At 69.9% G+C, this 12456-nt stretch carries 14 protein-coding genes; 8 read left to right on the forward strand and 6 right to left on the reverse strand.

Annotation, left to right across the window (positions count from 1 at the left end):
* Nucleotides 1–126 precede the first annotated feature (126 nt).
* Genes VNJ48_RS08455 through VNJ48_RS08465 form a run of 3 tightly spaced genes read left to right on the forward strand, consistent with a single transcriptional unit; the run spans nucleotide 127 to nucleotide 3317 of the window.
* Nucleotides 127–1443: a glycosyltransferase family 4 protein gene (locus VNJ48_RS08455; RefSeq protein WP_325601029.1), complete on the forward strand. Its 1317-nt coding sequence runs from the start codon at nucleotides 127–129 to the stop codon at nucleotides 1441–1443.
* The gene (locus VNJ48_RS08460) at nucleotides 1430–2179 is read left to right on the forward strand and encodes a class I SAM-dependent methyltransferase (protein WP_325601031.1); all 750 of its coding nucleotides are present in this window, start codon (nucleotides 1430–1432) and stop codon (nucleotides 2177–2179) included. The genes VNJ48_RS08455 and VNJ48_RS08460 overlap by 14 nt, the downstream gene beginning before the upstream one ends.
* Nucleotides 2169–3317: a prenyltransferase gene (locus VNJ48_RS08465; RefSeq protein ID WP_325601033.1), complete on the forward strand. Its 1149-nt coding sequence runs from the start codon at nucleotides 2169–2171 to the stop codon at nucleotides 3315–3317. Before VNJ48_RS08460 ends, VNJ48_RS08465 begins: the two co-directional genes overlap by 11 nt.
* Here the strand turns inward: VNJ48_RS08465 and VNJ48_RS08470 are convergent.
* A complete protein-coding gene (locus VNJ48_RS08470; protein ID WP_325601035.1) occupies nucleotides 3285–3929 on the reverse strand; it encodes a class I SAM-dependent methyltransferase in 645 nt (214 codons plus the stop codon). The genes VNJ48_RS08465 and VNJ48_RS08470 overlap by 33 nt on opposite strands.
* Nucleotides 3930–3967: 38 nt before the next feature.
* On the opposite strand from VNJ48_RS08470, the gene VNJ48_RS08475 reads away from it, so the two are divergent.
* Nucleotides 3968–5005 (forward strand): S66 peptidase family protein, encoded by a 1038-nt coding sequence (locus VNJ48_RS08475; protein WP_325601037.1) that lies wholly within the window; start codon nucleotides 3968–3970, stop codon nucleotides 5003–5005.
* Nucleotides 5006–5037: 32 nt separating this feature from the next.
* Here VNJ48_RS08475 and VNJ48_RS08480 read toward each other — a convergent pair whose 3' ends face one another.
* The 4 genes from VNJ48_RS08480 to VNJ48_RS08495 all read right to left on the reverse strand — a co-directional run bounded on the left by VNJ48_RS08480 (nucleotide 5038) and on the right by VNJ48_RS08495 (nucleotide 8715).
* On the reverse strand, nucleotides 5038–5862 hold the full coding sequence (locus VNJ48_RS08480; protein ID WP_325601039.1) for a sigma-70 family RNA polymerase sigma factor: 825 nt from the start codon (nucleotides 5860–5862) through the stop codon (nucleotides 5038–5040).
* Nucleotides 5863–5921: 59 nt separating this feature from the next.
* A complete protein-coding gene (locus VNJ48_RS08485; protein WP_325601041.1) occupies nucleotides 5922–7217 on the reverse strand; it encodes an alpha/beta hydrolase in 1296 nt (431 codons plus the stop codon).
* Between the two features lie 39 nt (nucleotides 7218–7256).
* Nucleotides 7257–7724, reverse strand: a complete 468-nt coding sequence (locus tag VNJ48_RS08490; protein WP_325601043.1) for an ATP-binding protein — start codon at nucleotides 7722–7724, stop codon at nucleotides 7257–7259.
* Nucleotides 7725–7986: 262 nt separating this feature from the next.
* Nucleotides 7987–8715 carry a dienelactone hydrolase family protein gene (locus VNJ48_RS08495; RefSeq protein WP_325601045.1) on the reverse strand — a complete coding sequence of 243 codons (729 nt, stop codon included), beginning with the start codon at nucleotides 8713–8715 and terminating at the stop codon, nucleotides 7987–7989.
* A 100-nt stretch (nucleotides 8716–8815) separates the two neighbouring features.
* Here VNJ48_RS08495 and VNJ48_RS08500 point away from each other — a divergent pair, with 100 nt between their 5' ends.
* The 3 genes from VNJ48_RS08500 (at nucleotide 8816) to VNJ48_RS08510 (ending at nucleotide 11247) form a co-directional block, all read left to right on the forward strand.
* Nucleotides 8816–9373 (forward strand): flavin reductase family protein, encoded by a 558-nt coding sequence (locus VNJ48_RS08500; RefSeq protein WP_325601047.1) that lies wholly within the window; start codon nucleotides 8816–8818, stop codon nucleotides 9371–9373.
* 116 nt (nucleotides 9374–9489) lie between these two features.
* Nucleotides 9490–10434, forward strand: a complete 945-nt coding sequence (locus VNJ48_RS08505; protein WP_325601049.1) for a zinc metalloprotease — start codon at nucleotides 9490–9492, stop codon at nucleotides 10432–10434.
* Between the two features lie 114 nt (nucleotides 10435–10548).
* Nucleotides 10549–11247 (forward strand): hypothetical protein, encoded by a 699-nt coding sequence (locus VNJ48_RS08510; protein ID WP_325601051.1) that lies wholly within the window; start codon nucleotides 10549–10551, stop codon nucleotides 11245–11247.
* A gap of 18 nt (nucleotides 11248–11265) precedes the next feature.
* Here the strand turns inward: VNJ48_RS08510 and VNJ48_RS08515 are convergent, their stop codons facing one another.
* Complete coding sequence (locus VNJ48_RS08515; protein ID WP_325601053.1) at nucleotides 11266–11895, reverse strand: sulfotransferase family 2 domain-containing protein; 630 nt, start codon at nucleotides 11893–11895, stop codon at nucleotides 11266–11268.
* An 83-nt stretch (nucleotides 11896–11978) separates the two neighbouring features.
* Here VNJ48_RS08515 and VNJ48_RS08520 point away from each other — a divergent pair, with 83 nt between their 5' ends.
* Complete coding sequence (locus VNJ48_RS08520) at nucleotides 11979–12455, forward strand: SRPBCC family protein (RefSeq protein ID WP_325601055.1); 477 nt, start codon at nucleotides 11979–11981, stop codon at nucleotides 12453–12455.
* Nucleotide 12456: the final 1 nt, after the last annotated feature.

A 12456-nucleotide genomic window follows, 5' to 3' on the forward strand; every position in this document is an offset into this window, starting at 1 on the left:
CGACCCGGAGGTGGAACAGGGTCCCGGTCCGGCCGGTTGAACACCCTGGAACAGGCTATCAACGCGTGGGACATAATGGGAACACGTTCCATTTCGAGAGAGCCACTTCGAGAAAGGTCGCCGCACGTGCGCATCGCACTGCTGTCGTACCGCAGCAAGCCCCACTGCGGCGGCCAGGGAATCTACGTCCGGCACCTCAGCCGAGAGCTCGTCAACCTGGGTCACGACGTCGAGGTGTTCTCCGGCCAGCCCTATCCCGAGCTCGACGAGGGCGTCCGCCTGACCAAGGTGCCCAGCCTCGACCTCTACCGCGAGCCCGACCCGTTCCGTACGCCGAAGCCGAGCGAGATCCGCGACCTCATCGACGTCGAGGAGGTCCTCACCATGTGGACCGCGGGCTTCCCGGAGCCCAAGACCTTCAGCACCCGCGTGGCGCGCGTCCTCAAGGACCGGGTCGGGGACTTCGACATCGCCCACGACAACCAGGTCCTCGGCTACGGCATGCTCGAGATCGAGAAGATGGGCCTCCCGCTGCTCACCACCATCCACCACCCGATCACCTTCGACCGGCGCATCGACATCGAGGCGGCGCCGACGCTGCGCAAGAAGCTCTCACTGCGCCGCTGGTACGGCTTCCTGCGCATGCAGGCGAAGGTGGCCCGACAGGCGCGCACCATCCTCACGCCCTCCGACACGTCGGCCCGCGACATCGCCGTCGACTTCGGGGTCGACCCGGCGCGCATGCAGACGGTCCTGCTCGGTGTCGAGGACGCCTTCGTCCCGCCGACCTCGGCCCGCGTGCCGGGACGCATCCTGGCGATGGCGAGTGCCGACGCGCCCATGAAGGGCATCGCGACGCTGCTCGAAGCCTTCGCCAAGCTGCGCACCGAGCGCGACGTGCACCTCCTGCTCGTCACCCGACCCGAGCCCGGCGGCCGGACGGAGAAGCTGATCGACAGCCTCGGCATCGGCGAGCACGTGACCTTCGTCAGCGGCGTCTCCCAGGACGAGCTCGTGCAGGTGATGGGCTCGGCCGAGATCGCGTGCGTGCCGTCGCTCTACGAAGGCTTCTCGCTCCCGACGGCCGAGCTGATGGCGTGCGAGACGCCCCTCGTCGTCTCGCGGGCCGGTGCGATCCCCGAGGTCGTTGGCCCCGACGGTGAGTGCGCGCTCCTCGTCACGCCAGGAGACGTCGGCGAGCTCGAGCTGGCGCTGCTCGAGCTGCTCGACGACCCGGCGCGCCGCGAGCAGATGGGACGCGCCGGGCGCGAGCGCGTGCAGCGGCTCTTCAGCTGGCGCGCCGTTGCCGCGGCCACCGCGGCGGCGTACGAACGAACGATCGACAGCTACCGCGCCGAGCACGGTGGTGGCAGCGAGACAGGCGCTGGCACTGAGACTGGCGTGGGGCGCCCGACGAAGGAGAACACCAGTGCTGACCGTTGATTTCGACCGCCTCGGCCTGCGTCCCGGCGAGCGGGTGCTCGACATGGGCTGCGGCGCGGGTCGCCACGCGTTCGAGATGTACAAGCGCGGCGCCGACGTGACCGCCTTCGACCAGGACGCCGACGAGCTCGCGGTCGTGCGGGAGTGGTTCGGGGCGATGAAGGAGGCCGGCGAGGTGCCGGACGGCGCCGAGGCCGACATCAAGGAGGGCGACGCGCTGGCCCTGCCGTTCGCCGACGGCGAGTTCGACCGCGTGGTCGCAGCCGAGGTGCTCGAGCACATCCCTGCCGACATCGCGGCGATCGACGAGCTGGTGCGGGTGCTGCGTCCCGGCGGCACGATGGCCGTCAGCGTCCCGCGGTGGCTGCCCGAGATCATCAACTGGAAGCTCTCCGACGACTACCACAACGTCGAGGGCGGCCACATCCGGATCTACACCGACAAGGAGCTCGCCGACAAGGTGACCAAGGCCGGCCTCGAGCTCGTCGGCAAGGACTACGCCCACGGACTCCACTCGCCCTACTGGTGGATCAAGTGCGCCGTCGGCGTGACCAACGACGAGCACCCGCTGGCGAAGGCGTACCACAAGCTGCTGGTGTGGGAGATCATGAAGAACCCCAAGGCGCTCCAGCTGGCGGGCAAGGTGCTCGACCCGGTCATCGGCAAGAGCATGGTGCTCTACTTCCGCAAGCCGGAGGCAGCCGTTGGCGAGCGGTCAGCGGGCGATGCAGCCTGAGGTCCGGGTGCAGCCTGAGGTCCGGCCCAGCCGGGTCCGCACCACCGAGGTCAGCGCCGTCGAGCACGTCCTGACCTGGGCCCAGGTCGAGGAGACGGCGGCGTCGATCGCGGCCATGCAGGAGCCCGACGGTGCCATCCCCTGGACGGTCGGTGAGCACACCGACGTCTGGAACCACGTGGAGTCCGCCATGGCGCTCGTCGTCGGTGGCCAGGTGGAGGCGGCCGAGCGCGCCTACGACTGGGTCAGGTCGACCCAGCGGGCCGATGGCTCGTGGCCGATGAAGATCGTCGGTGGCCGGGTCGAGGACCACTCCGGCGAGACCAACATGTCCGCCTACCCCGCGGTCGGCGTCTGGCACCACTGGCTGATCCGTCAGGACGCCGAGTTCGTACGCCGCATGTGGCCGACCGTGCGACGGGGACTGGACTGGGTCGTCGACATGCAGCTGCCCTTCGGCGGCATCGCCTGGTCCCAGGAGTGGGTCGACGGCGAGCCCGGAGCCGTCAACCGCGAGGCACTGCTGGCCGGCTCGTCCAGCATCTACCAGAGCCTGCGGGCCGGCTCGGCGATCGCCGACCTGCTCGGAGATCCGCAGCCGGAGTGGGAGCTCGCCGGCGGACGCCTCGGCCACGCGGTGCGCAAGCACCGGGAGGAGTTCCTCGACAAGTCCGAGTTCTCGATGGACTGGTACTACCCCGTCCTCGGCGGGGCCGTCCGGGGCGCGGCTGCGCGCGAGCTGATCGACTCGCGCTGGGACACCTTCGTGGAGCCCGGCCTCGGCATCCGCTGCGTGTCGAGGAACCCGTGGGTGACCGGCGCCGAGACGTGCGAGCTGGTGCTCACCCTCGACGCCGCCGGTGATCGGTCACGTGCGTTGGAGCTCCTCGCCGACATGCAGCACCTCCGCGCGGAGGAAGGGAAGTACTTCACCGGATACGTCTTCCCCGACGACGTCAACTGGCCCGCCGAGCACACCACCTACACGGCTGCCGCGGTGATCCTGGCCGTCGATGCGCTCTCCCACACCACGGCGGGCTCCGGCATCATGCGCGGCACCACCCTCGCTCCCGACTTCGCCGAGATCGGGCTCGAATGTGGCTGCTCACCGTGTGTCCTTGTCGCCGGCGTCTCCTGAGACGCGCTCCAGGACGCGCATCGAGCCCAGGGCCTCGACCTCGGTGAACGCGCCGCTCTCGAGCGCGCGCAGGAAGACGTGGTACGGCGCCTGGCCCCCGTCTGCAGGGTCGGCGAACACGTCGTGGATGACCAGCAGCCCGCCGGCCATCAGCCAGTGCGCCCAGCCGGAGTAGTCGTTCTGGGCATGCTCCTCCGCGTGCCCGCCGTCGATGAAGAGCAGCGCCAGCGGCGTACGCCAGTGGCGTGCCACGGTCGTCGACCTGCCGACCACAGCGACGACCTCGTCCTCCAGACCGGCGCGCGCGAGCGTCCTGCGGAAGACGGGCAGGGTGTCCATCAGCCCGAACTCGTCGTCCACGAGGCTGGCATCGTGGTGCTCCCACCCCACCTGGTTCTCCTCGGAGCCTCGGTGGTGGTCGACCGTGAAGACGGTCCCGCCAGCCTCGCGGACAGCCGCTCCGAGGTAGATCGCGGACTTGCCGCAGTAGGTGCCCACCTCGAGGAGCGGACCCAGGTGGGCCTGATGTCGCGCGTAGCGGTGGAGCATCAGCCCTTCGTCCTCAGGCATGAATCCCTTCGCCGCCAGTGCATGATCGATCCACCCAGTCACGGTCGAGACCCTAGTGGCGAGGCTGGTTGACTGAGGGGATGGTCCCCGACGTCGTCCTGCCCCCACCCGTCCGGCCCGGCGACCGGGTCGCTGTCGTGTCGCCCTCGTGGTGCGCCCCTGCACAGTTCCCCGAGGTCCACGAGCAGGCACTCAGCAGGATCCGGGACCTGGGCCTCGAGCCGGTGGAGCTCCCGTTCACGCGTGTGCAGGGCACGCCCGCCGAGCGGGCCGAGGACCTGATGCGCGCCTTCGAGGACGACTCGATCGCTGCCGTCATGGCCACCATCGGCGGTGACGACCAGATCACCGTCCTGCGTCACCTCGACCACGCCCGCATGCTGGCGCACCCCAAACGGTTCCTGGGATTCAGCGACAACACCAACCTCTCCAACTGGCTGTTCTTCCACGGCATCGGTGGGGTGTACGGCGGGTCGACCGCCGCCCTGGGGCCGGGACCGAGCATCGAGGTCGAACACCTGACGTCGTTGCGCGCTGCGCTCTTCGGCGGCGACCTGCAGCTGTCGCCTCCGGCGCGCACGCGAGACTACGGGCTGGACTGGGGCACGCCCGCAGCGCTGGTCGACCCATCTCCGGCCCGGCCCGCCACCCCCTGGCGGTGGTCAGGGCCGACGCGTCCGGTGACCGGGCTGCTGTGGGGCGGGTGTCTCGAGATCGTCGAGTGGACGCTCGCGGTGGGGCACTGGGTGCACCCCGCCTCGGCGTACGCGGGATGCGTGCTTGCGCTGGAGGCGTCCGAGGAGATGCCGTCGCCGACCGCGTGCTCCTACATGCTGCGCAACCTCGGGGAGCGCGGCATCCTGGGCGCCGCGTCGGCGCTTCTCTGGGGCCGCCCTCCGGTCAGCACGCGGGAGCAGCCCCGGACCGAGGAGGAGGCAGCCGGGCTGCGCGCGGAGCGCCGGGAGGTGGTGCTGCGCGCGGTGGCGGACTACAACCCCGGCCTGGTCGTCGTGCTCGACGTGGACTTCGGGCACACCTCGCCCCAGCTGCTGGTGCCGTACGGCGGTCGCGTGACCGTCGACGGCGAACGTCAGGTGCTCACCGCTCACTTCGGGTGACGAGCGACCCCGCCTGGGCGTCGGCGCCCTCCTCAGGCGGGTTCGAGCACGAGTCCGGCAAGGACCTCGGGGTCGGCGAGCAGGTCGATGGCCACGATGCGGCCGTCGATGACGGTGAAGTCGAAGACCACCCTGGCTTCGCCGCGATGCATCCACGCTGCGCCGGCGATGCCGTCCACGATCATCAGCTTGGCGGACTGGGCTCCGCCGTTGAACCGGTTGGCCACGTCCTGCGGCCCGATGAGCAGTGGTGCCGGTCCCATCGCGGCCGTCGTGGCGTCGGCTCGCAGCACGACGTCGGGGTCGAGCAGCGCGATCAGCGTGTCGAGCTCCCCGGCGCGTGCCGCTCGCAGGAAGGCGTCGACCACCTCGCGTCCGGGAGCGGTTGCGGGGGTCGTCCCGCGGATCCGCCGACGCGCCCGGGAGGCGAGCTGGCGCGTCGCGGCCGGGGAGCGGTCGAGCAACGCTGCGATCTCGTCGAAGGACACCGCGAACAGGTCGTGCAGCACGAAGGCCACGCGCTCGGGCGGGGTCAGCTCGTCCAGCACGGTCTGCATGGCGCTGCCGACGGCCTCCGCCAGGACTGCGTCGTCCTCCGGCGTCGGATCTTCGGTCGGCCGTTCAAGGTGGTGGTCGACGAGATCCTCGCGTCGCGCCGTCCGAGACCGGAGCTGGTCGAGGCAGATCCGGCTCACGACCGTGGTGAGCCAACCCCGCAGGTTCTCGACGTCGGCGGTGTCGGCACGCTCGAAGCGGAGCCAGGTCTCCTGGACGGCGTCCTCGGCGTCTCCGCCCGGACCCAGGATCCGTGTCGCCACCGCTGTCAGGTGTCCGCGGTGCTGCTCGAAGGACTCCATGTCACGTCTCCTGTCGTGGTCCGTCACCAGTCTGACGAATCGGACGCTTTGGTTGTGACCTAGGGAGAGGCGGGAGCGACCTCGTGGTCGACGGGAAGGCCCGCCCGCCACGTGTTCCAGTGCCAGCCGAGGTAGCGCTCGATCGCGCGCACCACGTGGGCCGACCGGATCGAGGGGAACGTGTCGAACGAGTGCTGGGCGCCGGGGAGCTCGGCGTACACGACGGACTTCTTCGAGACCCGGCGCAGCTTCTCCACGAACGCTCGGGCCTGACCGACGTCGACCAGCGTGTCGCCCGTGCCGTGGATGACGAAGAAGTCTGGCTCGTCGCCGTCGACGCGCAGGATGGGTGAGGCGGCCTCGAAGGCCTCTGGGTCGTCCTTCCAGCGCTTCATCAGCACCTTCGGTCCCAGGAAGCCGTCGCGCATGCGGATGGCGTTGCGGAGACCGGTCGAGCCGGCGAAGTCGTAGACGCCGTAGTGCGGGATGGCCGCCTGGACCGAGGTGTCGGCGTCCTCGAAGCCGGGCTGCCACTCCCGCGCGTTGGGGGTGACCGCGGCCAACGAGGCGAGGTGTCCGCCGGCCGAGCCGCCGGTGATGACGACGTAGTCGGGGTTGCCGCCGTAGTCGGCGATGTGGTCCTTGACCCAGGCGAGGGCCCGCTTCACGTCGATGACCTGCGCGGGGAAGGGGTCCCGGGGCGCGAGTCGGTAGGTGATCGCCACGCAGACCCAGCCGCGCTGCGCCATGTGCTGCATCAACGGGATGGCCTGACGGTGCTTGGCGCCGACCCGCCACCCGCCGCCGTGCACCTGGAGGAGCACCGGCGCGTCAGCAAGGGCGGTGCCATCGTCCGGGCCATCGTCCGGGCCATCTGCCGGGCGGTAGATGTCGAGCATGGAACGACGGCCGAACTCGGCATACGCGATGTTCCGTTCGACCTGGACCGCCGGGTTGGTGAAGTTGAACGGGTTGACGAGCCGTCGCCACGGTGTGGCGAGGTCTGCGGGGGTGGGGGCCGCATCGAGCTGTTCGACGTAGTCCACGCCGAGCCCCTCGACGAGAGCGTCCTCCACCTGGCCCTTGACCTGCTGGGACTGGCGGACGAGGTGCGCGAGCCCTGCCGTGCTGAGGGCTGCCAGACCGAGGCCGAGCCTGGTCTGGCGGCTCGGACGGCGCGATGAGCGCAGCTGGGCGGCCGAGTCGACGGCTGTCAGCGCCAGCATCTGGGGGGCCAGCTCGCCGAAGATCCAGCCGGCGACGAACGAGGGGAAGCCGGCGCGCAGGCCGGGCACCGGGCGTAGGGCGTTGGCGGTCAGCGCGGCGAGGACCGCTTGGCGTCGCAGGTAGCTCACGGCAACGATGGTACCGGGGAACTAGAACGTGTTCCCGTCTCAGTCACCTGTGAAGGGAGCCGTGTCCACCCTCTCCACAGCGACTGGCCACGGAAGCCAGGTGTCTCGCAAGGCAACGACCCGCGACCACGGGACTGTTCGGAGCTCGTGCTGGCGTGTCTCGAGCCGCGCGCGGTGCAGCTGCTCGTCGCTGCACTCGACCTGGATGACCCGCAGGTCCACGTCGTGAGCCGCAGCCAGGTCGAGCCAGGCCTGTCGCGCGTCGGGGTGATGGTTGACCGCGTCCGCGATGACGGTGTGACCGAGCGCGAGCTGCACGTCGACGAGCCGGTTCGCGACGGCGTACGCCGCAAGTCCGATCGGCTGGGAGCTGTCGACTCCGGCCTGTCGCAGCCCGTGCTCGATGGTGTCGACCGCGATCACGGCGCACGACAGCTCGGCCGCCAGTTGCTTCGCGACCGTGCTCTTGCCGCTGCCGGGGAGGCCGGACATCACGATCAGCGTCACGAGGTCGACGCTAGTCGTTCATCATGAGGCTCCCGAAGATGGCGGTCGTCTGCTGCCACCAGGTGACACCGAAGTACCGCAATCTTCGCCGCGGGACAGCCACTGGCGCGCTCTGCGTCCGACGAAGTGGCGCCCAGAGTGTCGGACGTTCGGCGGGACGTCCGCTGACTCGGCTGCCGGAGCTACCACCGCGTCGGACGTCCCGTGTGGCGTCCGACACGGTGACAGACGGGAGCTCGGACTGACGCCCGGAGCCGCTGTGTCAGCGCAGGTTGTCGGCGAAGAAGGTGAGCACGGCGTCGATGGCCTCCTGCTGACGGTGCTCGGTGACGGTGGAGTGTCCCTTGCCCTCGAGGTCGATGCGGATGAACGCCTCGCCGAGCTCCCGGGTGAGGGTGTCGAAGCGGGTGCCGGTGAGCGGGTCGGAGCGGAACTGCAGACCGAGGACCTGCTGCCCGGCAGCGCACTTGCCCTTGACGACGTCGAGATCTGCCGGCGAGAGGTTGAGGTCGGCTCCCCGCTTGGCGCCGGGCACGAACGGCGTGCTCGGCTGACAGAGGACCGGTGCCGCAACGGGGGCGTCCACCATCATCGCCAGCGCGAAGCCGCCGGTGAAGCACATGCCCAGGGCGCCGACGCCGGGGCCGCCGAGCTCGTCGTGCAGCTCGCGCGCCAGTGACCTCAGCCAGCCGGCAACGGGTGTCGTGACACCGGTGCGGAGCTTGGTGAACTCCCGGCTGACGCACACCTGCCGGAGTGCCCGGGCCGTGGCCAGGGGAGTCATGCGGGCGCCGTCGGTGCCGAAGAGGCTGGGCATCACCACGGTGTAGCCGGCGTCCACGACCTCCTGACCGAAGGCGGCCACCTCGGGCGTGATGCCCGGGATCTCGTGGACGATGATCACGCCCGGCCCGTCTCCGCGGCGGTACGTCGGGTGGCTGGTGCCGTCGTAGGTGTGCGCGCCCTGCGTCCAGCCGTCCGGGAAGGTCATGAGCGTCAGTGTGGGCCATGTCCGGCGCGCCGGACGGTCACGTCCAGTCCTCGACGGGCGGGCGTCGGCGTACGGGCTCGAGGTGCGCGAGAATGGTTCCGTGAACGTACAGGCCGCCGACGAGAACTTCCCGCACGGCTTCGAGTGGCGCCCCGGGGAGACGGTCGAGGTCGACTGCGAGGAGACGCAGACCCGGGCGCGGCTCTTCCGCGAGGTGCTGGGTCGCTACGCCTCGGGCGTCACCGTCGTGACGACGACGCTCGGCGGCGAGCCGGTCGGCATGACCGCCCAGTCGTTCACGAGCGTGTCTCTCGACCCGCCGCTGGTTGCGTTCCTGCCGACCAGGAAGTCGCGTGCCTTCGCCTCGATCCGGCGCACCGGGGTGTTCTGCGTCAACTTCCTGGCGGGCGGCCAGCAGGCGATCTCCGAACAGATGGCCTCCGACGGCGACGAGGACAAGTTCGCCGGTGTGGCGTGGACCCCGAGCAGGATGACCGGGTCCCCAGTGCTCGACGCGACCGTCGGCCACGTCGACTGCACCGTCGAGGTCATCCACGAGGCGGGGGACCACTACCTCGTCATCGGCAAGGTCGTCGACCTCGCCGTGGGCGACGCCGACGAGCCGTTGTTGTACTACCGCGGGGCTTACCGCACGTAGGTCCACCACCGAGAAGTCGGGCAAGCGGTCGAAGGGGGCGGTTGGGTGTACCCAAAAGGGCCATTCCCGCATAGGTTGTCTGGGTCACACCAGACCCCTCGAAGGGAACTCCCTCCATGCGTCACACCCGCCTTGCCCGCGCCGCCGCGGTCACCAGCATCCTGGCTCTCTCGCCGCTCACGTTCGCCGTCAGCCCGGTCTTTGCCGCCATCGCTTCCGACGCTGGTGCCGGCTGCGCCGAGGAGGACAGTTCCGCCGCCCGGGTCAAGAAGGGTGCCACGGCCAAGGAGCCGGCGCTCTACAGCCCGAACGAGGCCAACCAGTACGGTCTGATCACCGACCTGCCCACGATGGTCGACGGCTCGGTGGACATCGAGACGGTCTTCCACGTCATCACGGCCGCCGCCCCGACCGCGGCGCAGAGGACGCGGCTGGAGACGATGGTCACCGATCAGATGGACGTCCTGAACGACGCGTTCTCCGGCACCACGGCACCGGAAGCAGCGGACACGCCTTTCCGCTTCGATCTCGTCTCGACCAACTTCGTCACGAACGCCGCCTGGGCCAACGTCTCCCCGGGGAAGACCGAGCGCGACATGAAGGCGACACTGCATCAGGGCGACTCGGAGACCCTCAACATCTACGCGGCGGACATCGGCGGTGGTCTGCTGGGCTGGGCCTACTTCCCGAAGGGCTACAACAACGGCCGTGACTACGTTGACGGCGTCGTCATCCTCGATGAGTCGATGCCCGGCGGGACGGCGGGCAAGTATGCGCTGGGCGACACCCTGACGCACGAGGTCGGTCACTGGATGATGCTCGAGCACACCTTCGCCGGGGGCTGCTCGGCCAAGGGCGACGGTGTGGCAGACACCCCCGCCGAGGCGATGCCGCAGTTCGACTGCCCGGTCGGCGCCAACACCTGTGACGCGCCGGGTCTGGACCCGATCAACAACTTCATGGACTACACGCAGGACTCCTGCATGAACATGTTCACCCAGGGTCAGGCAGACCGCATGAGCGACGCGTGGCTCGACTTCCGCGCCGGCGGCAACGGCTGATCCACCTCGTCGGGCCGGTCGCGCACCTCGAGTGCGCGGCCGGCCCGAACGCCTGCCCGGGTGATCTCGAACAGTCCACGGTGCCGGCAGAGGGGTCTGACATGATCGGTCGCCATGATGGCCTTCCCCGCACACGGCTTCGTGCTGCTGGCCATGCCGAAGTGCGCCTCGACGTCCATCGAGTCGGCACTGTCGCCGTACGCCTCGCTCGTCATCGATCGCCCACCCAGCCGCAAGCACCTCGGCTGTACCGGATTCGCCAAGCGGGTCGCGCCCGGTCTGGCCGCGGAGGGTCACCCACGCGAGAGCTATGAGCTCGTGACCATGTTCCGGGAGCCGGTCGCCTGGCTGGAGTCGTGGTGGCGCTACCGGTTCCGTCTCGACGGGGCGATCGGCAACTCCACCCAGGACCTGAGCTTCGAGGACTACGCACGGCGGTACGTCGACGGCGACCCCACGGCGCCCACCCCGCGCGGGCGGCCTGGTCAGTTCCTCACCAACGAGGGGCGGGTGGAGGTGGACCGGGTCTTCGCCGTCGAGCGCCCGGATGCCTGGATGCCGTGGTTCGGGTCGCGGCTGGGCGCCGACCTCACCTTCGAGCGGCGCAATGTCTCCCAGGCCGTGCAGCGGGTGACGCCCGAGCTGTCGGAGACCACCCGGTCCGAGCTCGTCGACTACTTCGCACCGGAATACGCCGTCCAGTCACGATTGGCCGAGACGGGCGAGTGGGCCGGGGCCCGAGGCGCGCCTCTCGACGTACCGGCGCGGCCGCGCAAGACCCGGCATGTCAGGACCAGTGACGCCCATCAGTGACGCCGGGCGCGGGCAGGCTCAGAAGTCGTAGCCGAACGCCTCGACGTCCCGGGCGTAGACCTCGCCGACCCGGTCGCGGGTCGCGGAGGAGTAGTAGTCGCGGTACGACCCGTGCGAGGTGGTGTTGCGACGCGGGATCTCGGTGACCGGCAGCCCGAGCTCGCGCTGGACTCGTGCCATGTCGTCGGCGAGCGACTCGGTCCGGCCGATGAAGTCGGCGCGCTGGTCGCCGTCGACCAGGTAGTCGACCTGGGGCATCGCCAGCCGGTCCAGCTCGGCGGTGCCGCGGAGGATGAACTCCTCGAAGTCGGCGTAGTCCGCGGCCGCGCGCCACAACGGGTTGCCGTCCCGGGTCGATCCCCACTGACCCTCCTGGGGGCGACCCGAGGCCGGTCCCCAGCGGTGGTTCCAGGTCTCGATCATCGAGTGCCACGACACCATCCGGGCCCACGGATTGCGGACGAAGCCGAAGGACCAGTAGCCCTCGAGCTCAGGGTGCCGGGCCAGGATCCGGCGCAACCGCGCGTGCCGCTGCTTGTCGACCGAGCGGGCGTCCGGGCACATCTCGCGGAGCAGCTGCTCGACCGACGCCCCGCCGGTCTTCGGGATGTGGACGAAGAGCATCCGGCGTTCGTCGGAGATGAGCACGGGTCACAGGCTAACGCCGGTGCCTGCGTCCGGTCCCTGCGCCCGGTCCCTGCGCTCGGGGTGTTGCTGTCTAGGCTCGGGACGTGAACCGCTTCCGAGCTCGCACCACCTCCACCGCCACCCTGCGCGCCGACCCGGAGCGGGTCTGGGACGTGCTGACCGACCCGGAGCTGCTGCCCGTCCTGACGCCGTACCTCGAACGCATCGTGGTGGACTCCACCTCCGACGACCCGGAGCGGTGGACGTGGCACCTGACGCACATCCCGGTGATGAGCGCGACCGTCATGCCGGTCTTCACCGAGGTGATGACGTTCGAGAAGCCGACCCGCATCGGCTTCACGCACGATCCGGCGAAGACAGCGGAACGGACCGGCGTCGAGGGCAGCTACCTGCTGGCACCAGACGGCTCGGGGACGCGGGTGGCCATCGACCTCGAGATCTGGTGCGACCTGCCGCTGCCGAGAATCTCGCGGATCGCCGTCCAGACAGTCATGCACGGGGTCGTCGCGGCCATGGGCAAGCGGTTCGCCGCCAACATGCTCCGCCACCTGGGGGAGTGAG

Origin of the sequence: Nocardioides sp. (assembly GCF_035576065.1) — a bacterium.
GTDB lineage: Bacteria > Actinomycetota > Actinomycetes > Propionibacteriales > Nocardioidaceae > Nocardioides.